Below are 20,179 nucleotides of genomic sequence, written 5' to 3'. Positions count from 1 at the left end.
CCGGCCTCCTGCTCCTTCAATATCCCGATAATCTGTTCTTCCGTGAACCGTGAACGCTTCATGCCGTCCGTCTCCTGGTTATGACGGACTCTACCAAAATTTGGAGGAAGTTCAGGGGCTCAGGTCATTCGTTCTAACTGCATTGAGTCTATTTGGAGCGAATTCGGTAATTTAGAAAATCGTAATAAGCAATGAAAAGTTGTCCTGATTGCTCATAAGTTGTTTTAAATCGATTAAGTAGGTTAAGTTGAAAGAGCTCGCCCGGCTTTATCACGGAAGGTGGTGAATCCGGGCGCCCGGGACGATCCGTTCGGCAATGTCGCAGAGATGGCGGTGATGGGTCAGATAGATGACCTGGCCAATGCGGCTGACATCGCCCAGTAGCCGGAAAACCTGCTCCGAACGCGGATCGTCAAACGTTTCCATGATGTCGTCGGCGATGAAGGGCACAGGCGGGCGCACCTGGGCGAATTCTTCGTATCCCGCCAGCCGAAGCGCAAGATAGAGCTGGAAGCGGGTGCCGGTCGAAAGGCTGTCGGCGCTCTTGGAAGCGCCCTCGCGGCTGAGCCCGATCAGCGTTTCGCTCTCCTTCTCCAGCCGGGCCGCAAGGCCGGAATAGGCGCCGCCGGTGATGGTCTGGAACGCATCGGAAGCCCGCAGCATCATCGAACTGCGGTGGCTTTCCCGGTAGAGATGCAGCGCCTGCTCTGCAGCCATGACGCCGGCGCGGAGTTTGAGATAGGTCTCGGCCCGGTCGGCGATATCAAGGAAAATGGTCCGCCGCCGCGCCTCGATCCGTGCCACGGCATCGTCGCCACCCACTGCCGCCAGCCGGTCGGCCGCGCGCGTCATCTCGGCGAGCTGTTCCCGGCTGCGCTCGGCGAGCGCCTCGATTTCGTCTGTCAGCGCCAGCTGGTCGCGTTCGGTCGCTTCGATATCGAGATCCTGCAGCCGCGCGGCTGCGACTGCAAAATCGCTGACCCGCAGTGCGGCGGTGATCTGGGTTTCCAGTTCCGTCCGGCGCGCAACAAGCGCCTGCCTTTCGCGCACGGTTTCCAGATAGGCGGAGACCCCGGCAAGACTATCCTCACCGGCAAAGGCAAGAAGTTCCGCCTTGGTTCGTTCATGGTCGGCGAGATCGTTGATCAGGCGCCGTTCGGCCTCCCGGAGCTTGTCGCGCTCCGTTTCGAGATCACGACGGCGGGTGCGGTCGCGCAAGCCCGCCTCGCACAATCCGGTGAGCCGATCGGCGATGATGGCCGGATCCGCATCGGGGTCGGTATCGCCGAACTCCTGAGCAATCGTCCTGATGGCTTCGGCGAACAGGGCCTGGTCGCGTTCCATCGTCGCGACGCGCTGGGCGAGCTGGTCGCGTTCGTTCAGAATGATCCGAAGTTCTGCAAGTGCTTCCAACAGGCCCCGGATAGCCGCGGGACTGTCAGCCCGATCGGAAAACCAGGTACCGGCGAGCGCTTTCTCCCAGGCCATGGTCCAGTCGGTGAGCGCTTGTCGGGCACGCGACTGATGGTCAAGGCGGAGTTGGTGGTCCCGTTGCGCTTCCTCGCGCTCGCGCCGCTTGCGTTCGGCATCAGTGCTCTGTTCCCGCGCCAGGCGAATGGCCTTCCGCGCGGTTTCGATACGGTCGGCGGCATCCGACCCTTCGGGGAGCCCTAGACCGGTTTCGGCCATCCGGCGGACCAGCAGCGTCTGTTCGGCCTCTCGCGCTTCCTCGAGTTCCGCAACATCCTGCCGGGCTGTTTCGTAAGCGGTGATCGCATCGAGCGCTTTGTCGCGACGCAGAAGCCATGCCTCCAGCCGCGCCAGGCTTTCACTGGCGCTTTCGTCCGGCGCGACCGGAATGGGGGAGAGCGCCGAGATCCGCGCTTTCAGCGCTTCGCATTCGCGTTTGCCCTCGCCATGCTGGCGTTCCGTTTCCCGCAATAGGGCTGCCTGCTCCGCGAGCGAATGGTCGAGTTCGCGCAGGCTCGCCAGCGCGCGCGATTGCAACAGCCGCAGGTCCGTCAGCCGGTCGTCTTCGCGCATTGCGCTCTCGAACCTGTCGGCGCTGGTTTGGTCGAGGCTCTGTCGATGATCCTGCCAGGCGCTGTCACGGCGGGTTCTGCTGGCGGCAGCCGTCTGATCATCGATGGTGCCCTCGCCGGTCAGGCTCTCCCGTCGGGCCTTGATCCGTGCCATTTCGCCGGCAAGGTCACTCTGCCGTCGGGTAAGATCCGTCAGACTGCGTTCGAGTTCGGCTGCGCGCTGGGCGAGCGGCGTCAGTTGCTGCGCGTCGAGCGCCCGGGTGTCTGTCAGCGCTTCGACACTGCCGTGCCAGGGAATGAGAGCGGCAAGGGCTGCCGCCTGTTCAGCCCGTCTGCGTTCGAGATTGCGTCGTTCGAGCGTGAGCCGACCGGCGAGATCGGCGCCGTCGATGCGGGCCAGCATCCGTTCCAGCGCCTCGATCGCCTCCCGGTCGGGAGCTGCGTCGGGGCTGCCCTGCTCCATTGCGTCGGCAAGAGACTGCAGGCGTTCAGCACTACGGACGGCTTCGGCTTCGGCACTGTCATGGCGAGCGACGATGCCGGAACGGCTCTCGATCAGCGCAGTGATTTCGGCGACCGTCGACGCCGGCAACAGAAGCCGTTCGGCCTGTGGTTCATCCGCCCGGCCAAGGTTGCGCAGGGCGGCGGCGAGCACTGCATTCTGTTCGGCAAAAGCAGCCCGGCGCTTCGGCAGATCGTTGCGCGCCGTGCGATCGCGCGCCCGCAAATCCTCGAGTGCCGCAAGCCGGATGCGGATCTCGTCAAGGCGCGGATCGATGCCGATCGAACCGATACTCTCTTCCAGCCTCGCAATCTCGGCACGGTTCCGCTCGATCAGGGCTTCAAGCCTTGTCTCGTCCTGCATCAGCCTGGGCAGAAGCGAAAACCATTCCGAAGGCGGGCGGGGAAGCTCTGGCTGATCGCCAAGCTCCATCAGCAAACGCCGATGTTCGAGCGCCAGGGGAACCGATCCTAAAAGCCGGTCCAGTTCGGCATGGCGCTGTCGCCGTTCGGCAAGCTGCGCCGAAACCTCTTCATAGGCAGACCGCGCCTGAACATGGGCTGCACTCAGGCTTGCATAGGTACCGGCATGGATATCGAGCGCATCGCGCTCCGCCTTCAAGGCCTGCAACTCGCGCTTCAACTCGGCGATCGCGGTGCTGGAAGCGCGCTTGCGATGAATGGCGCTGGCCTCGTCGGCTGCAGCCGCCAGAGCCTTGTTCAACCCGGAAAGACCGGAGCTGGCCGAGAACAACAGTTCGCCGAGCTCGCCGCGACTGCGGATGATTGCATCGCCGCCCTCTTTCAGCGACTGGTCATCGAGCGAGAACATCGTCCGGTAGGCGTCGCGCCCGATACCGCCGAGTGCGGACGAAAGAAGCGCCTCGTTGACCGGCTGGCCTTGCGGATCGAGAAGGCTTCCCATGCGTTTCTTGACGCGGATCAGCTCGTGGTCGCGTCCGTCGATCGAGAGCGCCGCCCCGATCTGCATCGTGCTGTAGGGATGCAGGAAGCCATAGGGACTTTCATTCCCGATGCCGTAGAGCAGATCGAGATAGGCCGCAAACGTCGTGGATTTGCCTGCCTCATTGAGCCCGTAGATGATGTGGAGATCCGGCGCGCCGGCGATCGGCTCGCCGAAATCGAGGCTGAGATCGGTAAATTTGCCGTAGCGGGTGAGATCCAGTCTTCTGAGTCGCATCAGCCGTCGCTCCGTTCGGCCGTCTTCATGCGGGCGATGATCGTTTCGGTCGCCTCCGTCGACAGCTGGTCGAGAAAGGCGGCAAACGCGCTTTCGTCGCTGCCGGCGAAACTGCGGCTTTCGGGTGGCAGATCATCGAGCAGCTCTTCGGTGAGCTGGCGCAGGCTTTCGCGATAGCCGGGCCCCGTCAGGATCCGGTCGCGCATGAGGGCGGCAAGCTCGGCCACCGGGTCGGCGCTTTGCGCCCCCTCCTCTTCACCGGAATGGGTCTCGAGCTCGATCTTCTCGATCCAGGCCGAGCCGATCTGCTCGGCGCGTTGCTCCGCTTCCGCTAAAAGCAGGTCGGGATCGCGGCGCAGCCGGAAAGAAAGCGGTGTCGCGCCCGTCAGCCTGAGGCGTGCAACCAGATGCGGGCTCACGATCCGGTCTCTTGCCGATGCGACAGCATCGCTAATCCGGCTTATCGCGTCTCTCCAGTCCTCGGTGCCGTTCAGGTCGACTGCGACCCGCTCGAACTGGGCGACCGCGACATGACGTTCTTCGATTGCGATCGTGCGGTCGTCCCGGACAGTTACGAGCGAGACGGATTTGGCACCATCCTCGTTGATATCGCGGCCCTGGGGGATGCCGGCCATGACGATATGGCCGTTGCCATTATGATGCGAACGCTTGTGGATATGGCCGAGCGCCCAGTAATCGAAGCCGTAAGCCTGCAGGTCGGCAACCGAACAGGGCGCATAGGCATCGTGGCCCGGGGCGCCCGCAAGGCTCGTATGCATGAGGCCGATATTGATGAGGCCGGGAACGGGGCTCTTGTAGCGTGGCAGGAGCGATTCCGGCGCCTGCGACTTGGCAAAACTCAGGCCATGAATGGCTATGCCAAGACTGCCGAAACGACGCTCCACAACCTCTGCCTGCCGATCGAACACCATGACCGATGGCGGCAGCAACAGTTCGCGGGTGATCTTGGAAAGCGCATCATGGTTGCCGCGGATGATGAAGGTCTCGATCCCCGCGCGATGCAGCCGTTCCAGTTCGGTTGCCAGGAACCGGGCGGTTTTCATCGAGGTCTGATCGCCATCATAGAGATCGCCGGCGATCAGCACCGCATCGACGCGCTCCTCAAGCGCAAGCTCGACGATTGCCGTCAGCGCCTGACGGCTGGCATCGCCCACGAGTGCGGCAAGCTCAGCATTGCGCAGCGACAGCGAACGCAGCGGCGAATCGAGATGCAGATCGGCAGTGTGAATGAAGCGAAAGGCCATGCGCCTGCTTGCCATGACCGGGGGCGGCAATCAAGCGAAACGGCGGAGCTGTGCGACCCCGCCGTGCATCCCGGTTTTAAGGTCAGGCGGCGACGCTTTCGTTCAGTTCCCGAAGAAAGCGGTCAACCGCACCGGCCTGCTCCTTGCTGAGGTGAAGGCCGAGCTTGGTGCGCCGCCAGAGAATGTCCTCGGCGGATCCCGCCCATTCATGGTCGACGAGATAGCGGATTTCCGCTTCGGTCAGGTCATGGCCGAAATTGCGACCGAGATCGCTCATCGCGCGGGCGGAACCCAGAATCATTCGCGCCCTTGTTCCGTAAAGACGCAGCAGCCTGAGGGACGTGGCGGGCGTCAGGAACGGATAGTCCTTCCGGAAGGACGCAAGCAGAGGTTCAAAATCCTTCTTGTCGAAATCGCCGCCGGGCAGTTTGGCGCCTGCGGTCCAGGGTTTGCCGCGGGTGCCAAGGATTTCCTCGATCTTTTCGAGCATCGATTCCGCCAGCCTGCGGTAGGTGGTGATCTTGCCGCCGAACACGTTGAGAAGCTGCGGCTCTCCGGGTTGCCCGGACGCCTTCAGCACATAGTCACGCGTTGCTTCCTGAGCCATCGAAGCGCCGTCATCATAGAGCGGGCGGACACCGGAATAGGTCCAGACAATATCGTCACGGCCAATCGGTTCGCGGAAATACGCGCTGGCGCCGGCACAGAGATAATCGATTTCCTGTGCGGTGATCTCTACCCGACCCGGATCGCCCTGATAGTCCTGATCCGTGGTGCCGATCAGGGTGAAATCCTGCTCATAGGGAATGGCAAAGAAGATGCGGCCGTCATTGTTCTGGAAGAAATAGGCGCGCGGATCCACGAACTTGCGGCGCACGACGATGTGGCTGCCCTGAACCAGCCGGACATTCTTTGCATTGCTGCCGGCGACAGTGCCGAGCAGATGATCGACCCAGGGGCCTGCCGCATTGACGAGCAGTTTCGCATGCACCAGCTGGCGCTCGCCGCTGTCGACATTCTCCACGGTGATGACCCAGTGACCATCCTTGCGATCGGCGGTCAGGACACGCATGCGGGTTTTGATCGTGGCGCCACGGTCGGCCGCATCGCGGGCGTTGAGAACCACAAGCCGCGCATCGTTGACCCAGCCGTCGGAATATTCGAAGGCTTTGCGGAAGACTGGCTTCAACGGCTCGCCGGCCGGGTCGCGTTCGAGATCGAGCACACGGGTCGCCGGCAGGTCCTTGCGACCGCCGATATGGTCATAGAGAAACAGGCCGAGCCGGATCAGCCAGCCGGGGCGCATGTCCTTGTGCAGCGGCAGAATGAAGCGCATCGGCCAGATGATGTGCGGCGCCATCGACCAGAGCACTTCGCGCTCCATCAGCGCCTCGCGCACCAGACGGAACTCGTAATGTTCGAGATAGCGAAGACCGCCGTGAATGAGCTTGGTGGATGCCGAGGAGGTTCCGGCCGCGAGATCCTTCATTTCGGCGAGATAGACCGAATAGCCGCGTCCAACCGCATCGCGCGCGATGCCGCAGCCATTGATGCCGCCGCCGACAATGAAAATGTCGAAAACCTGTTCGTCGCTCATGGCGCCGCTCCTCAATTATTTCATCTTTGAATGAAAATGATCAAATACGAAAACAATACGAATGTCAATCGAATGAAAACGAAAGTTCACTTTGGTTTCGGTTTTCGATCGAGTGTGACTGGCTTGTCATCGGCTTTCGCCCGTTGCATGAAGGCGGGCTTGAACGATGGGAGGCCGGATGTGGCAGCGCAAATCGCGATCGTCGGTGGAGGGCCTGCCGGTCTGATGGCCGCAGAACGGCTGTCGGCGGCCGGTCATCAGGTCACCGTCTATGATGCGATGCCGACCGTCGGGCGCAAGTTCCTGCTGGCCGGCAAGTCCGGGCTCAACATCACCCATTCCGAAGCCTATGAACTGTTTGCCGAACGGTTCGGATCGGCTTCGCGGCGCCTCAAGCCGGCGCTTGACAGGCTGATGCCGGAAGACATCCGCGCCTGGGCGAAAGAGCACGGCACCGAAACCTTCGTCGGCTCTTCCGGGCGGGTTTTCCCTGAGGTTATGAAGGCTTCGCCGCTGTTGCGGGCCTGGCTAAGGCGGCTGGACGAGCAGGGTGTGACCTTCAAGCTTCGCCATCGCTGGGTCGGCTTTGCGGAAACGGGCGCCCTTCGCTTCGAGACTCCGGATGGCGAGACGTGTTTTCAGGCGGACGCGACGCTTCTGGCGCTTGGCGGCGCGAGCTGGCCGAAGCTCGGCTCCGATGCGGCCTGGACCGCCATTCTGGAAGCTGAAGGTATCGCGTTGGCGCCGTTGTTACCGGCCAATTGCGGTTTCGATTGCGACTGGTCGCTGCATTTCCGTGAACGGTTTGCCGGCGCGCCGGTCAAGTCGGTTCTGGCCCATTCGGATGCCGGCAGCAGCCAGGGCGAATTCGTGATTTCCCGGCATGGGATCGAGGGCAGTCTTGTCTATGCCCATGCCGCGGCACTGCGGGATCGGCTGGCGGAAACGGGCTCGGCGGTTCTGACGCTGGATCTGGCACCGGGCCGCGATGTTGCGCGCATGATCCGGGATCTTGGCCGGCAGGATGGGAAAGCGAGTTTTTCGACCCGATTGCGCAAGGCGACGGGGCTCGATGCGGTAAAGGTGGCTTTGTTGCGGGAAGTTGTGCCGGAGAGTGTCCGCTATGCGCCGGAAGCGTTGGCAGGCATCATCAAGGCGCTGCCATTACGGGTGGTGCGGCCGCGTCCGATTGCAGAGGCGATTTCGACGGCAGGCGGCATTCGTTGGGACGAGATTGATGACAGCTTCATGGTGAAGGCCAGACCGGGCCTGTTCGTCGCCGGCGAGATGATCGATTGGGAAGCACCCACCGGCGGCTATCTGCTCACCGCCTGTATGGCCACCGGCCGCGCCGCGGCCGATGGTATTCTGGACTGGTTGAACCGCAACGGATAACGCCGCGATGCGAAGCGCCGGAAGGGTTCAGGCGTGGCCCTCAAGGTTATGGGCCATCTTGCTCATGACCCGGAAGGCGACTTCGAGTTCATCAGGCTCGATGTCGCGAAGCAGCGTCTCGCTGAAGCGTCCCGCCACTTCGGCCACTTCCGCGGCACGACATCGTCCTGTGTCTGTCAGGACGATCTGCTTGGTGCGCCGATCACCTTCCACGGGCACACGCTTGATGCAACCGGCCTGCTCGAGATGATCGAGCAGCCGCACCAAGGTCGGTCCTTCGATTTCAAGCTCTTCTGCAAGAGCCTTCTGGCTCGCACCGCACCGTCCCAGTCCGAGCTTGCGCAAAATATGCGCACGAGCAAGGGTCATGCCGCGCTCCTTCACCATGCCGTCAAACACGGTGCGCATTCGGCGCGTGACATTCACCACTTCCTCTATGAAGTTTGGCGAACTGCTCAAGGTAGCTCCTTTTCGTTTCTCTTGCCCTATATGTAGGTAAAATCGAACGAAGTGCAAATAACGCGCAGAATCCCACGGTGTTCCGTTTCGGATACCTAGCTTGAATATCGATTGTCCCCTACCGAACAAGATAGCCGCGACCCAGCTTTCGCGCAAGCAGACTTCTGCCTGCCTCTTCAGCCTCATTGAGGCTTGCCGCGACATCGATCTTCATCTGTCCATTTGTGCCGATCCGGCCCCAACGCCGGATGAGGACGGGATTGCAAAAGAGATCGTAGCCCACCTCGATTTCATAGAAGCGCGCCATGTTGCGCGCCGTGTCGACGCGGCTGATCAGGATCGGTTTTGTGAGGTCTTGATACGTCATGGCCCATTGTCAGGGCCGGGCATTGGAAGGTCCAACGCAGAGTTTGAATCGGTTGACGGCAATCGATTCACGTTCGGAATGGGTCGGCTGCGGGCCGAAATGCCGCCGCCCTTGCGAGCGGCGGCAAGGAATGATCAATCGCCGTAGCCGACGATACCCTTGGTCTCGAGGAAGTCGTGAATGCCGAAATCGGCATATTCGCGGCCGTTGCCCGACTGTTTGTAACCGCCGAACGGCGCCATCGTGTCCCAATCCGGATAGTTGAGATAGACCGAACCGGCCCGCATTTCGAGGGCGACCGCGCGCGCATGTTCGATGTTCTGCGACTGAACATAGGCCGCAAGACCATAGACGGTATCGTTGGCGATGCGGATCGCCTCTTCTTCGCTGTCATAGGGCAGGATCGACAGAACCGGTCCGAAGATCTCTTCGCGGGCGATCGTCATGTCGTTGGTGACATTGCCGAACACGGTCGGGCGTACATAATAGCCGCGGTTGAGCCCTTCCGGACGGCCGAGACCGCCGGTGACGAGTGTTGCACCTTCCTTGATGCCGGCTTCGATCAGGCGCTGGATCTTGTCGAACTGCAGCTGGCTGACGACCGGGCCGAGAACCGTATCTTCCGCGGTCGGATTGCCGACCTTGTGGGCCTCGGCAGCCACCTTGGCGATTTCGAGCGCTTCATCATGGCGATCACGCGGCACCAGCATGCGGGTCGGTGCATCGCAGGACTGGCCGGAATTGCCGAAGCAGCCCTGGACGCCGCTGGTGACGGCCGATTGCAGATCGGCATCCGGAAGAATGATGTTGGCGGATTTGCCACCCAGTTCCTGGGCAACGCGCTTGACCGTATCGGCGGCCGTCTTGGCGACGATGATGCCGGCGCGGGTCGAACCGGTAAACGAGACCATGTCGACATCCGGATGACCGGCCATGACCTGGCCGACATCCGGGCCCGTGCCGTTGACGAGGTTGAAGACGCCCTTGGGAACGCCGGCCTCATCCAGGATTTCGGCCCAGACGATGCCCGAGATCGGTGCGATTTCCGACGGCTTGAGCACCACCGTGCAGCCTGCGGCGATGGCGGGTGCGACCTTGCAGACGATCTGGTTGAGCGGCCAGTTCCACGGCGTGATCAGCGCGCAAACGCCGATGGCTTCCTTGACCACGGTGGTGGTGCCGCGCTTTTCGCTGAAGGAATAGGTTTCGAGCGCTGCGATGGTCGATTCCATATGCGCGCGTCCAGCCCAGGCCTGCGCTTCGCGGGCGAAGGAAAGCGGGGCGCCCATTTCGTTCGAAACGGCCTGGGCAATGTCTTCAAAGCGCTTGTTATAGACTTCAAGGATCTTCTTCAAAAGGGCCAGACGCTCGGCAACCGGCTTGCGCGAGAAGGCAGGAAAGGCAGCCTTTGCGGCGGCCACGGCTTTGTCGACATCGGCTTTGGCGCCAAGCGAAATCTGGGTATAGGCCTCTTCGGTCGCCGGATTGATGACGTCGAGCGCGGCAGGGGTGACCGGATCGACCCAGGCACCATCGATATAGAATTTGAGATTGTTGGACATTCGGGTTCGCTCCCGCAGAATGAATGACGTTAATGCGCTTGGCGTCAGGCCGTCGCATAATGAAGGTCTAGCGCATCGGCTGGCGGGTCAGAAGCACTTTCCGCGACAGTCGATGCGCTGGTTTGAACGATCAGGGCAGATAATCCATGTAACGTTCGTGATCCCAGTTGGTCACTTCCTTGAGGAAGCGCTTCCAGTCGTCGCGCTTCATCATGTCGTAGAGTTCATAGAGGCGGCCCGGCATGGCCTCGAGAACGAGATCGTCATCCTTCAGCGCATTGAGCGCATCATTGAGGTTGAGCGGGATAAGATCGACATGACCGCCCTCGCGCATGACTTCAACGACATTGCGATCTTCCGGCGCGCCGGGATCGATCTTGTTGGAAATGCCGTCATCAAGTGCCTTGATGAGGGCGGCGCAGAACAGATGCTGGTTGACCATGGCATCGACGGCGCGGAACTCGAACCGGTCTGGGGCGGAAATGCGGATGGTGCAGGAACGGTTCTGCAGGCCCCAGTTGGCACCGATCGGAGCCCAGAGGCCGACATCGGCAAAGCGGCGGTAGGAGTTGACGGTCGAGGCACCGATGGCGGTCAGGGCACCGATATGCTTGAGGGCGCCGCCAAGCGCATGGTGGCCAAGTTCGGTCGGCAGCCAGCCATCGTCCTTGTTCTCGAATTCGTTGACGCCGCCCTTGGTGTAGGTGAAGACCTCTTCCATGCCGGGCAGCTCGCCGGGAACCAGCGCCTGCACTTCCGGTGCGCCACCGATCCAGATCGAGCAATTGTGGTGGCAGCCATTGGCGGGCACGCCCATCATCGGCTTGGCCATGAAGCAGGCGATCAGCCCGTGCTGGCGCGCCACCTCGTTGCAGATCTGGCGATAGGTGGTGAGGCGGTCGCAGGTCTTCAGCGCATCGTCGAAGGCGAAGTTGAGTTCGAGCAAGCCCGGTGCATCCTCGACATCGCCCTGGATCATGTCGAGACCCATGGCCTGGCCATATTCATAGACCTGTTTCCAGATGTGGCGGGCACTTTCGAACTGGCCGATGTGATAGGCGTAAGGTTCGGTAATGCCGGAATAGGGTGTGGCAGAACCTTCCGGATTCTTCTTGAGCCACAGCATTTCCGGTTCCATGCCGACGCGCAGATGCAGGCCGTTATGCTTTTCGCGGAATTCGCGGTCGAAACGCTTGAGGTTGCCGCGTACGTCGCATTCGAAATAGCCGCCCGGCTTCTTGGCATCTTCGAGACCATAGAACAGGGTGCAGAACACGCGGCCGATCGACTTGTCCCAGGGCAACTGGCAGAAGGTTTCCGGATCCGGCAGCGCCAGCACTTCGCCGTCATTGGCCGAAAAACCGTAAAGGCTGCCGTTCATGTCTGTATCGACATTGGTCACGCCACCCATCCAGGTCTGCACGCCCTTGCGGGCATTGGTCAGCCAGTGGCGGGCCGGGACGGATTTGCCGAGCACGCGGCCGGTGATCGAGACATATTGGTAATAGATATACTGGACACCGAGTGACTTGATCTTCTCCGCCACGCGGGCGACGCGTTCCTGACGCACCGGATCATTGAGTTCGCGGAACAGGTCGCAGTTTTCATTCTTTGCCATAAGGCGTTCTCCTCTTTGATTATTGTTGGGGTTGTTCCGTCAGCCTTCGAGATAGCGGGCAAGCTCGGCGGCGCTGACCGCCTTGGCGAGGCTCGCATGCTCGACATCGCAGGCATGGGCGAAATGGTCTGTGAAAGCGTCGCCGAAAGCCTTGCGGGCCAGCGTGCTCGCTTTCAGCCGGTCGGCGGCATCCTTGAGGTCGCGCGGCAACTTCGTGGCGCCGGGCGGAATGTCGTCGGGGCCGCCGAACGGGGTCGCTTCGGGGGGCTCGATCTTGCCTTCGATCCCGTCGAGACCGCCGGCCAGCATCAGCGCAAGCGCCAGATGCGGGTTGCAATCGGCACCCGGCAAGCGGAATTCGAGACGTGCGCTCTCGGCCGCCGATGGCACCGAGCGGATGGCGGTGGTGAAGGTATATTCGGCCCAGGTGACCGATTTCGGCGCCCAGGAGCCCGGAGCGAAGCGGCGATAGGCATTGACCGTGTGGGCGGCGAGCGCAAAGGCTTCCGGCACCAGCTTGCCCATGCCGCCGATGAAGTTTTTCGCCAGCGCATTGGTGCTGGCCGACGGATCGGAAAACAGGTTGCGGCCGGTGTTGCGATCGATCAGCGACAGGGTCACATGGCCTCCAATGCCCGGGAACGGGCTGCCCATATGGGCCATGAAGCTTGCGGTCATGTTCTGCCGGCGGGCGAAGCTGCGGGCCGCCTGGCGGAAGAAGCAGGCATCATCGGCTGCCTTCATCGGCGTTTCGGCGGCAAGCGTCGCCTCGAAGCAGCCGGGTCCCAGTTCGCCGGCCACCGCAAACAGCGACACGCCGTGATCGAGGATCGCCGCTTCGAGATCGGTGACGAATTCGGCCTGATCGGCGGCGGTCTGCCCGGACCAGCACTTGTTCTCCGGCACGAATGTGCCGAGATCGGCATAGCCCTTGTCGCGCAGGCTGGTCGCATTCTCATCGAGGAAAATGACTTCGAACTCGAAGGCGGCACGAATATCAAAACCCATCGCCCGGGCGCGTTCGACCTGGCGGGCAAGCACCGCGCGCGGCATCAGATCGCGGTTGGGTCCGGCATAGCCGGCCACGATGGCAGCCGAGTTGGCTTCAAACCCCCAGGGCCGGTAGGATTGGAGATCGAGGCTCAGTGCCTCGGTCAGATAGGGGCTGCCGCCGAACAGATTGTCGGCCGAATCCCAGTGCGGAAGCGTGTTCGAAAAGCGCGGATCCTTCGCCCATTCGAGAAACTGTTCGCGGCGAAGCCGGCGTTCGCGGAACATGCTGGCATAGTCGAAAAGGCCGACATGGACGATATCGATACCGTCCTCTTCCAGGCGCTGGGCAAGCTCCTTCAGGTCTTTCATGCGTCTCTCCTGTTGCAGACGGCCCCTCGCCGTCCGGTTCGTTTGTTATGGGTGGTTCAGTAGACGTCGCGCAGGTAGCGCTTCTCGCGCCGCAAGCGTTCGAGATAGAGATCGGCGGCCTCGGCACTCATGGCGCCCTCGCGCTGCAGAATTTCGGAGAGCGCTTCCTCGACATCGGCCGCCATGCGGGTGGCATCGCCGCAGACATAGAGATAGCCGCCCTCCTCCAGCCAGGCGAAGAGATCGCGGCCGTTTTCGCGCATGCGATGCTGGACGTAGATCTTTTCGGCCTGGTCGCGGGAGAAGGCGAGATCCATGCGGGTCAGCAGGCCATCATCCTGCATGCGCTGGAATTCCTCTCCATAGAGGAAGTCATGGGCGCGGCTTCGTTCGCCGAAGAACAGCCAGTTGCGGCCACTTGCGCCCGTGGCGCGACGTTCCTGCAGAAAGGCGCGGAAAGGAGCGACACCGGTGCCCGGACCGATCATGATCATCGGCGCCGCATTGTCCTCCGGAACCCGAAAGGCGCGGTTGGGCGACAGGAAAATCGGCGCCGGATGGCCCTCGCCCACCCGGTCGGCAAGGTAGGTCGAGGCAACACCCTTGCGGGCACGGCCATGCGAAGGATAGCGGATGGTCGCCACCGTCAGATGAAGGCTGTCGGGATACTCCTTCGGGCTCGAGGAGATCGAGTAGGCGCGGTGCTGCAGCGGCTTGAGAAGGCCGATGAACTCGCCGGCCGTGAGCTCCCCGTTCGGCAGCATCTGCAACAGGTCGAGACAATCGCGGCCATAGAGCCAGCTGTCGAGCGCCTGCCGGTCACCATGTTCGAGAATATGGTTGAGCTCGGCATTGCCCGAACGGCGCCCAACCTCGGCGACCAGTTCGCGCGAGGGCACGGCGATCTCGAACTGTTCGGAAAGCAGCGTGCCGAGCGGCTTGTCATGGCCTGCGACCGGAACATGCGCGCAGAGACCGAAATGGCTCATCACCGCATCGACGAGTGCCGGATCGTTGGTGGGGATGACGCCGATGCAATCGCCGGCTTCGTAAGTGAAGCCACTGTCGGTGAGTGCGATTTCGATATGGCGGGTGTCCTTGGAGGAGCCGGATCCCGACAGGCGCCGATTGGTCGCAAGCGTTGCCATCAGCGGGTTGCGGCGGTTCCAGCGGCTGCGGGCGGCTGTGTCCGGGGCGCTGGTCGCGACCTCGTCTTCCGTGCCTTCGACCTTGCGGATTTCACCAAGCGCCCGGTCGACCCAGGCAAAGGCTGTGGCGGCATAGTTGGTGTCGCAATCGACCCGAGCCTCGACCGGACGGGCACCGAGGGCTGCGAGCCGACGGTCGACATCCTGACCGGCCTGGCAGAAGGTTTCGTAGCCGGAATCACCCATGGCCATCACGGAATAGGAAAGTCCGGCAAGATCCGGAGCCTCATCAGAGGCGAGCGCTTCCCAGAAGCCCCGGGCCGTATCCGGCATCTCGCCCTGTCCATAGGTGGAGGTGACGATGAGCAGGCGCTTCAGCCGTGCGAGATCCGCCATTGCCATGGAATCCAGCGGTGCGACGCGCGGCGCAAAACCGCGTGTTTTCGCAATGCCGGCAATGTCGCTGGCCATCTGCTCGGCATTGCCCGTCTGGGTGCCATAGAGAATGGTCAGAGACAGGCTCGGGCCGCTCTGGTTTGCCGATGGCTCGCCATCGGCGGGTGCTGCCGAACTCGGCGGGATGAAGGCCTTGCGCTCGCCACGATCAAAGGCGATCGGCAGCGTGATCGGTCCGGTATTGCCGCTGTCGGGCAGGAAGCGGGCAACACCATCGACGCGCGGATTGCGCATCCGGTGCGCGAGGATGGCGAGTGCTTCGGTCATGTCGCCGCGGGCGATGAAGTGGCCGAGGCAGAAATGGGCGCCGCCGCCGAAGCCGAAATGCGGCTTGCGTTCGAGCGTGATGTTGAAAGACGGATCGGGATAGGCCCGCGGATCGGACGCAGCCGACTGGCCGAACAGGTGAATGGTGGTGCCGCGTTTGATCTCCAGGCCCTGATAGGTGAAATCCTCGACCGCCTCGCGCGTGACCCAGGTAATGGTCGGGCGCATGCGCATCACTTCCTCGACAGCGGATTTGCCGAGTTCCGGATTGTCGCCCAGAAGCGCCCACTGGTCCGGATGGTTCATGAACACATCCATGGCCAGTCCAAGCTGGTTGCGTGTCGTATCGATGCCGCCGAAGATGGCGAGCATGATCATGTCGTAGAGTTCCTGTTCGGAAAGCGCTTCATCGCTTTCGAGATTGGTGCGCACGAGCATGGAGAGGAAATCCTCGCCCAGCGTCTGGCCGCGCAATTCGTTGACGAGCCCCATCACATAGTCGAACAGTTTGGTCGTAGCGGTATCGACGGTATCGAGGTCCTGCTTGAAGGTGACGCCGAGTGCCAGGCCCATGTCGGCGGCAAGATCGGCCAGCTCGCGCCATTTCTCGTGCGGCAGCCCGAGCAACATGCAGATGACGCGGGTCGCATAGGGTTCGGCAAAATCGGCCATGAATTCGCAGGAGCCCTTCTCGACGAACTTGTCGATCAGTTCGTTGGCGAGCTTGGCGAATTCGGGCCTGAGGCTGATCACCAGCTTCGGCGAAAAGGCAGGGTTGGCGAGCCGTCGCAGGCGGGCATGGTTCGGACCCTCCTGGCTCAGAAGCATCCGCTCCCACCAGCCGGCAAAGACGCCGGAGACGCCGTTGAGCTTCGGCCAGGCATAGCTGCCCTGCCGCAGCCGGGCATCGCGCATCAGTTTGTGGACTTCGTCGTAGCGCAGAACGGCCAGGCCATAATTGGTGCGGGCGCACCAGCTCTTTTCGCGGGCTGCATTCACTTCCGCCGAACGAATGGAAAAGTTCGGGTCGGTCATGTCGAGATAGGGGAGGTCCCGCACATCCATCAGGTCATCGGCAATCATGGTTCCCTCATGTGTTTATTTTTCCAAGGGAGCAGCAAAAGCCGTGCCATCTTGATGAAAACGACTAAGTTGCTGGGAAAAATGAGGAAAAATTTCCGTCAAATTCGCTTTTGCCAATTTCGACCGGCTTGTGATGCGATTTCGCCATGGCCTGTTCCTGCATTCCCGCAGCAGGCAGGGCCGGATCGCCGTTCGTCTCCAAGCAGGAGTCAAACAGAGGCGGTTCCAGTCGGTCGTATCGGGTCTCGCTGGATCTCAAGGCAGCCGGTGACGTTGCTTGCAGGTGTGCTGCGCAAACGGCACTTCAGCCAATGCACAACTGCATCACCCGCACCGCATGAAAAAACTATGGTATTGAAAGAAATAGATATTTTCTATGGCATGAAAATTGCTGATTTCCCTATAAACAGCAAGGAATCCCGGCATGCCACGCAAGAAGCTCCTGTTCATCTCCCAGTTTGCCGAACCCGGCACCTATGACAAGTCGGTCTGGCGTCGGCTGCAGGGCGGTGAAGATGAAACGATTGCTATCGATGCGCTGCTCGACAGTGTCGGGCTGCGTTCAGCCATCGATTATCAGGGCATCAAGGCCCATGAAGGCGAAGCGCTGCCGGACGATCCCGCCGCCTTCGACGCCGTCATTCTCGGTGGCAGTTTTGCCTCCGTCGCCGATGGCTATGAATGGCAGTTGCGTATCGCCGATTGGCTCGGCCGCTACCGCCAGACCGGTAAACCCCTGATGGGCATCTGCGGCGGTCATCAGCTGATGTCGAAGACCCTCGGTGGCCGGGTGGAAAAGATCCCGACCGGACCGGAAGTGGGCTCGTTGCCACTTGATGTCAGCGATGCCGGACGCAGCCATTATCTCTTTGATGGTTTCGATCCGGATGCGCCCTTCTTCTTCGGCAATTCCGACCGCGTGGTGGATCTGCCGGAGGGGACCGTTGTGCTGGCGACCCGCCCCAACCTGCCGGCGGCTGCCGTCGATCATGGCGGCAACTGGGTTTCGGTGCAGTTCCATCCCGAGACGACCTGCGACCGCATGGCGACCTGCTGGATGGATCGCGACCCGTCGCAAAGCGCAAAATACCATTTCATTCCGGGCTGCGAACGCATGGTTGCCAATTATCTCAGGGCTGCCGGGTTCGGTGCGTGAGGATGATGCGGAAATGCAGCTCTTGTTTACAATGCCATCGGCCAGCGATATCGGTGTTTGATCAATGATCTGGAGTTTCGACAGTATGGCGGACAGGCAAGAGGTGCGGGAGGCACAGGCGGTCTCGGCAGCCGATGCCGATCCGACATTGTCTGCGGATCTCTTGATCGATATCGTTTCGCAGGATGGTCGCATCCTTTGGGCCAACGAAACCCAGGCCGAACTGCTCGGCATCTATGACGGGCCGATCTCCGGTCTTGATGCTTCGGCATTCTATGCGCCGGATTCCTATGCCCGCATCCAGCAGGCAAGCCGCAATTCCGGTCGTTCCGACCATGCGACGACCTTCGAGCTGACGCTTCTGGCGCGCAGCGGCCGCTCGTTCCGCACGCTTGCCCGCGCCCGTCCGGTCCGCTTCGATGGTCAGGCTGCGCTGCGTCTGGTCAAGATGGATCTCGCCGCCGTCGGAAATGCCTATCGGCGGCTGGAGGAAGATCTCAACACGCTGCAAAGCATGCTCGAGACCGCCAACGAAGCTCATTGGGGCATCCATTTTCTCGAACCTGTCGATACGACCCTGCCGAAAGAGGAAGTGATCCGGCAGGTGTTCGAAAACCAGTCGGTCTGGCGCATGTGCAACCCCGCCATGGCGCGCATCTACCAGCTCCCCGAAACAGTCGATTTCAACGAGCAGGATGTGCGCCTCTATTGGCCGCGCAGTGCGGCCAACGAACGGTTCGTCGACGAGATCATCAATTCCGGCTATGCGATCAACGATGCGCTCAGCGTCGACCGGCGTCATGACGGCACGCTGCAATACATTCTCAACGACGTGCGCGGCGAGATTGTCGATGGCTATCTCAAGCGGCTCTGGGGCAATTGCCGCGACGTGACGGAAAAGCACAATGCCGACGATGAAGCGGCCAATGCGCTGAAACTGACGATGCGCGCCTTCGACGGATTGCCGGATCCGGTGCTGGTTCTCGATGGTGACGGCAAGGTCCTGAGCCGCAACAAGGCCTATGCCGCAGCCTATGCGGCGAGCCGCACGTTCGAAACCCAGCTTCTTGCCTTCATCCGTACCCGCAAGAAGTTCGAAGGCTGGACGGTGTTCAACCATGCTGGCGGCACATCGCAATCGATCCTTCTCGACCTGCATTTGCGACGGATCTCGGGCCTCAACGACGAGGCCTGGACCGTGGCGATGCTGCGCGAACGCCAGAAGCCGGCACCGCGACAGAAAAAACGGACAGGCACATGAAGTCACCGGGCGATATTCCGCAATTCTATCTCGGCATGAGAGGTGCGGAAGCGCTGCCCCGGAATGTCTGGGAAGACAACTTTGCCTCCGCTGGCTTCCAGACCTTCGCTAATCTGTTGACCGATGGTCTCGTCATCGTCGATCCGGATGATGTGGTGATCTTCCTCAATCTGGCTGCTGAGCGAGCCGCCCGGTTGTCGTCGCCGTTCAAGAGCCAGGCGCTTTCCTCCTTCCTCCGGTTTTCCGATTTCGACATGGACGATTTTCTCGCTTCGGTCGAACGCGGCCAGAGCGAGGGTTCGGTCAGGGCGCGCACAACGGGCAAGGTCTATCAGGCCGCTCGCAAGGTTCTGGTCACGTCGGGTGGCGGCGGCAGTTTCAATCTCTATTTCCTGCGCGATCCCGAAAACCAGGACCGCGCCAAACGCGGCGCGACCGCGCGCTCGATTTCGGCCGGCGACCAGCGCGAGAGCGCCAAACTTCTGTTTCCGGAGGATCTTCGTGCGCGCCTCGATCAGGCAAGCCGGGCCTATGCGCGCAATTTCCGCATCCTGCTGCTCGGCGAATCCGGTGTCGGCAAGACAGCAATCGCCAAACATATCCACCTGAGCGGCGGCGATCGCGGCCGTCCGTTCATTCATGTCAATTGCGGCTCGATCCCCGAAACGCTGTTTGAATCCGAGATGTTCGGCTACGAGCGCGGCGCCTTCACCGGCGCGCTGCAGGCCGGCAAGCGCGGCTATATCGAAAGTGCGGCGGGCGGCACGTTGTTTCTCGATGAGGTCGGTGAAATCCCGCTGTCATCGCAGCCCAAGCTCCTGAAATTCCTCGAAGACGGGACAATCCAGCCTGTCGGATCCTCGGTGTCGAAAAAGATCGAGACCCGCGTCATCACCGCCACCAACCGCGACCTGCAGCAGATGACGCGCGAGGGTGCCTTCCGCAAGGATCTGCTCTATCGGCTGTCGACATTCCCGGTCGAGATTCCGCTGCTGCGGAACCGCACCGACAAGGAATTGATCCTCGACATGATGCTCGAACGGGCAAGCCAGGAGCGCGGATCGACGTTGAAACTGTCGGCGGCCTGCCGCGCGATCCTGCTCCGGCACCCATTTCCGGGCAACCTGCGCGAAATGAAGAGCGTGGTGGATTATCTCGATATCGTCGCCACCGATATCGCTACCCCGGAGCATCTGCCGCCGGCTCTCATGCTGCAGGGGCCAGCGGCGGCGATAGCCGAGCCGTCTCTCGCCTCCCCGTCTCTGCCCGCGATCGAGAGTGCCGGCCTGTCGCTCAAAGACATGACGCGCGCCTTTGAGGAAAAGGTGATCAACGAAGCGCTCGACCGTCTCGGTTCCAAGCGTGCGGCTGCCAAGGAGCTTGGCGTCGATATTGCAACGATCGTGCGCAAGACCAACCGCAGCGATAGTTAACCAAAG

Annotated in this window: 13 protein-coding genes; 4 read left to right on the top strand and 9 right to left on the bottom strand. The window is 61.6% G+C overall.

All coding sequences use genetic code 11. The features are described 5' to 3' along the window. Positions 1-270: 270 nt before the first annotated feature. The 3 genes from Q4481_RS18900 to glpD form a co-directional block, all read right to left on the bottom strand. Positions 271-3,744 (bottom strand): ATP-binding protein, encoded by a 3,474-nt coding sequence (locus Q4481_RS18900; protein WP_304377961.1) that lies wholly within the window; start codon positions 3,742-3,744, stop codon positions 271-273. Continuing rightward, positions 3,744-5,009: a metallophosphoesterase family protein gene (locus Q4481_RS18895; RefSeq protein WP_304377960.1), complete on the bottom strand. Its 1,266-nt coding sequence runs from the start codon at positions 5,007-5,009 to the stop codon at positions 3,744-3,746. Before Q4481_RS18895 ends, Q4481_RS18900 begins: the two co-directional genes overlap by 1 nt. A gap of 82 nt (positions 5,010-5,091) precedes the next feature. After that, the gene (gene glpD, locus Q4481_RS18890; RefSeq protein ID WP_304377959.1) at positions 5,092-6,606 is read right to left on the bottom strand and encodes a glycerol-3-phosphate dehydrogenase; all 1,515 of its coding nucleotides are present in this window, start codon (positions 6,604-6,606) and stop codon (positions 5,092-5,094) included. A 180-nt stretch (positions 6,607-6,786) separates the two neighbouring features. Between glpD and Q4481_RS18885 the strand changes: the two genes are divergently transcribed. Further along, entirely contained in the window at positions 6,787-8,001 is a 1,215-nt protein-coding gene (locus Q4481_RS18885) for a TIGR03862 family flavoprotein (protein WP_304377958.1), read from the top strand. A 27-nt stretch (positions 8,002-8,028) separates the two neighbouring features. On the opposite strand, the gene Q4481_RS18880 is transcribed toward Q4481_RS18885, so the two are convergent. The 6 genes from Q4481_RS18880 to Q4481_RS18855 form a co-directional block, all read right to left on the bottom strand. Then, positions 8,029-8,460: a MarR family winged helix-turn-helix transcriptional regulator gene (locus Q4481_RS18880; protein WP_304377957.1), complete on the bottom strand. Its 432-nt coding sequence runs from the start codon at positions 8,458-8,460 to the stop codon at positions 8,029-8,031. A 118-nt stretch (positions 8,461-8,578) separates the two neighbouring features. Beyond that, positions 8,579-8,827: a WGR domain-containing protein gene (locus Q4481_RS18875; RefSeq protein ID WP_304377956.1), complete on the bottom strand. Its 249-nt coding sequence runs from the start codon at positions 8,825-8,827 to the stop codon at positions 8,579-8,581. Between the two features lie 134 nt (positions 8,828-8,961). Beyond that, complete coding sequence (locus Q4481_RS18870) at positions 8,962-10,389, bottom strand: aldehyde dehydrogenase family protein (RefSeq protein ID WP_304377955.1); 1,428 nt, start codon at positions 10,387-10,389, stop codon at positions 8,962-8,964. 130 nt (positions 10,390-10,519) lie between these two features. Beyond that, positions 10,520-12,007 (bottom strand): glutamine synthetase family protein, encoded by a 1,488-nt coding sequence (locus Q4481_RS18865; RefSeq protein WP_304377954.1) that lies wholly within the window; start codon positions 12,005-12,007, stop codon positions 10,520-10,522. Positions 12,008-12,046: 39 nt separating this feature from the next. Further along, a complete protein-coding gene (locus Q4481_RS18860; protein WP_304377953.1) occupies positions 12,047-13,369 on the bottom strand; it encodes a type I glutamate--ammonia ligase in 1,323 nt (440 codons plus the stop codon). Between the two features lie 56 nt (positions 13,370-13,425). Beyond that, complete coding sequence (locus tag Q4481_RS18855) at positions 13,426-16,323, bottom strand: sulfite reductase subunit alpha (protein ID WP_304377952.1); 2,898 nt, start codon at positions 16,321-16,323, stop codon at positions 13,426-13,428. A 424-nt stretch (positions 16,324-16,747) separates the two neighbouring features. Here Q4481_RS18855 and Q4481_RS18850 point away from each other — a divergent pair, with 424 nt between their 5' ends. The 3 genes from Q4481_RS18850 (at position 16,748) to Q4481_RS18840 (ending at position 20,173) form a co-directional block, all read left to right on the top strand. Beyond that, entirely contained in the window at positions 16,748-17,479 is a 732-nt protein-coding gene (locus Q4481_RS18850; protein WP_304377951.1) for a type 1 glutamine amidotransferase, read from the top strand. Positions 17,480-17,564: 85 nt separating this feature from the next. Next, the gene (locus Q4481_RS18845) at positions 17,565-18,740 is read left to right on the top strand and encodes a PAS domain-containing protein (RefSeq protein WP_304377950.1); all 1,176 of its coding nucleotides are present in this window, start codon (positions 17,565-17,567) and stop codon (positions 18,738-18,740) included. Further along, positions 18,737-20,173, top strand: a complete 1,437-nt coding sequence (locus tag Q4481_RS18840; RefSeq protein WP_304377949.1) for a sigma 54-interacting transcriptional regulator — start codon at positions 18,737-18,739, stop codon at positions 20,171-20,173. The genes Q4481_RS18845 and Q4481_RS18840 overlap by 4 nt, the downstream gene beginning before the upstream one ends. Positions 20,174-20,179 lie beyond the last annotated feature (6 nt).

Source organism: Fluviirhizobium alvei, assembly GCF_030551875.1.
Taxonomy (GTDB): domain Bacteria; phylum Pseudomonadota; class Alphaproteobacteria; order Rhizobiales; family Rhizobiaceae; genus Rhizobium_E; species Rhizobium_E alvei.
The sequence above is the reverse complement of the archived record's forward strand: the minus strand, read 5'-3'. Positions and strand labels throughout refer to the sequence as shown.

What these genes read in the sequence shown, in the direction of transcription:
- Q4481_RS18875 (WP_304377956.1), bottom strand. Translation starts at nt 8,827, where the DNA reads ATGACGTATCAAGACCTCACAAAACCGATCCTGATCAGCCGCGTCGAC.
- Q4481_RS18850 (WP_304377951.1), top strand. Translation starts at nt 16,748, where the DNA reads ATGCCACGCAAGAAGCTCCTGTTCATCTCCCAGTTTGCCGAACCCGGC.
- Q4481_RS18860 (WP_304377953.1), bottom strand. Translation starts at nt 13,369, where the DNA reads ATGAAAGACCTGAAGGAGCTTGCCCAGCGCCTGGAAGAGGACGGTATC.
- glpD (WP_304377959.1), bottom strand. Translation starts at nt 6,606, where the DNA reads ATGAGCGACGAACAGGTTTTCGACATTTTCATTGTCGGCGGCGGCATC.
- Q4481_RS18865 (WP_304377954.1), bottom strand. Translation starts at nt 12,007, where the DNA reads ATGGCAAAGAATGAAAACTGCGACCTGTTCCGCGAACTCAATGATCCG.
- Q4481_RS18840 (WP_304377949.1), top strand. Translation starts at nt 18,737, where the DNA reads ATGAAGTCACCGGGCGATATTCCGCAATTCTATCTCGGCATGAGAGGT.
- Q4481_RS18895 (WP_304377960.1), bottom strand. Translation starts at nt 5,009, where the DNA reads ATGGCCTTTCGCTTCATTCACACTGCCGATCTGCATCTCGATTCGCCG.
- Q4481_RS18845 (WP_304377950.1), top strand. Translation starts at nt 17,565, where the DNA reads ATGGCGGACAGGCAAGAGGTGCGGGAGGCACAGGCGGTCTCGGCAGCC.
- Q4481_RS18900 (WP_304377961.1), bottom strand. Translation starts at nt 3,744, where the DNA reads ATGCGACTCAGAAGACTGGATCTCACCCGCTACGGCAAATTTACCGAT.
- Q4481_RS18870 (WP_304377955.1), bottom strand. Translation starts at nt 10,389, where the DNA reads ATGTCCAACAATCTCAAATTCTATATCGATGGTGCCTGGGTCGATCCG.
- Q4481_RS18855 (WP_304377952.1), bottom strand. Translation starts at nt 16,323, where the DNA reads ATGATTGCCGATGACCTGATGGATGTGCGGGACCTCCCCTATCTCGAC.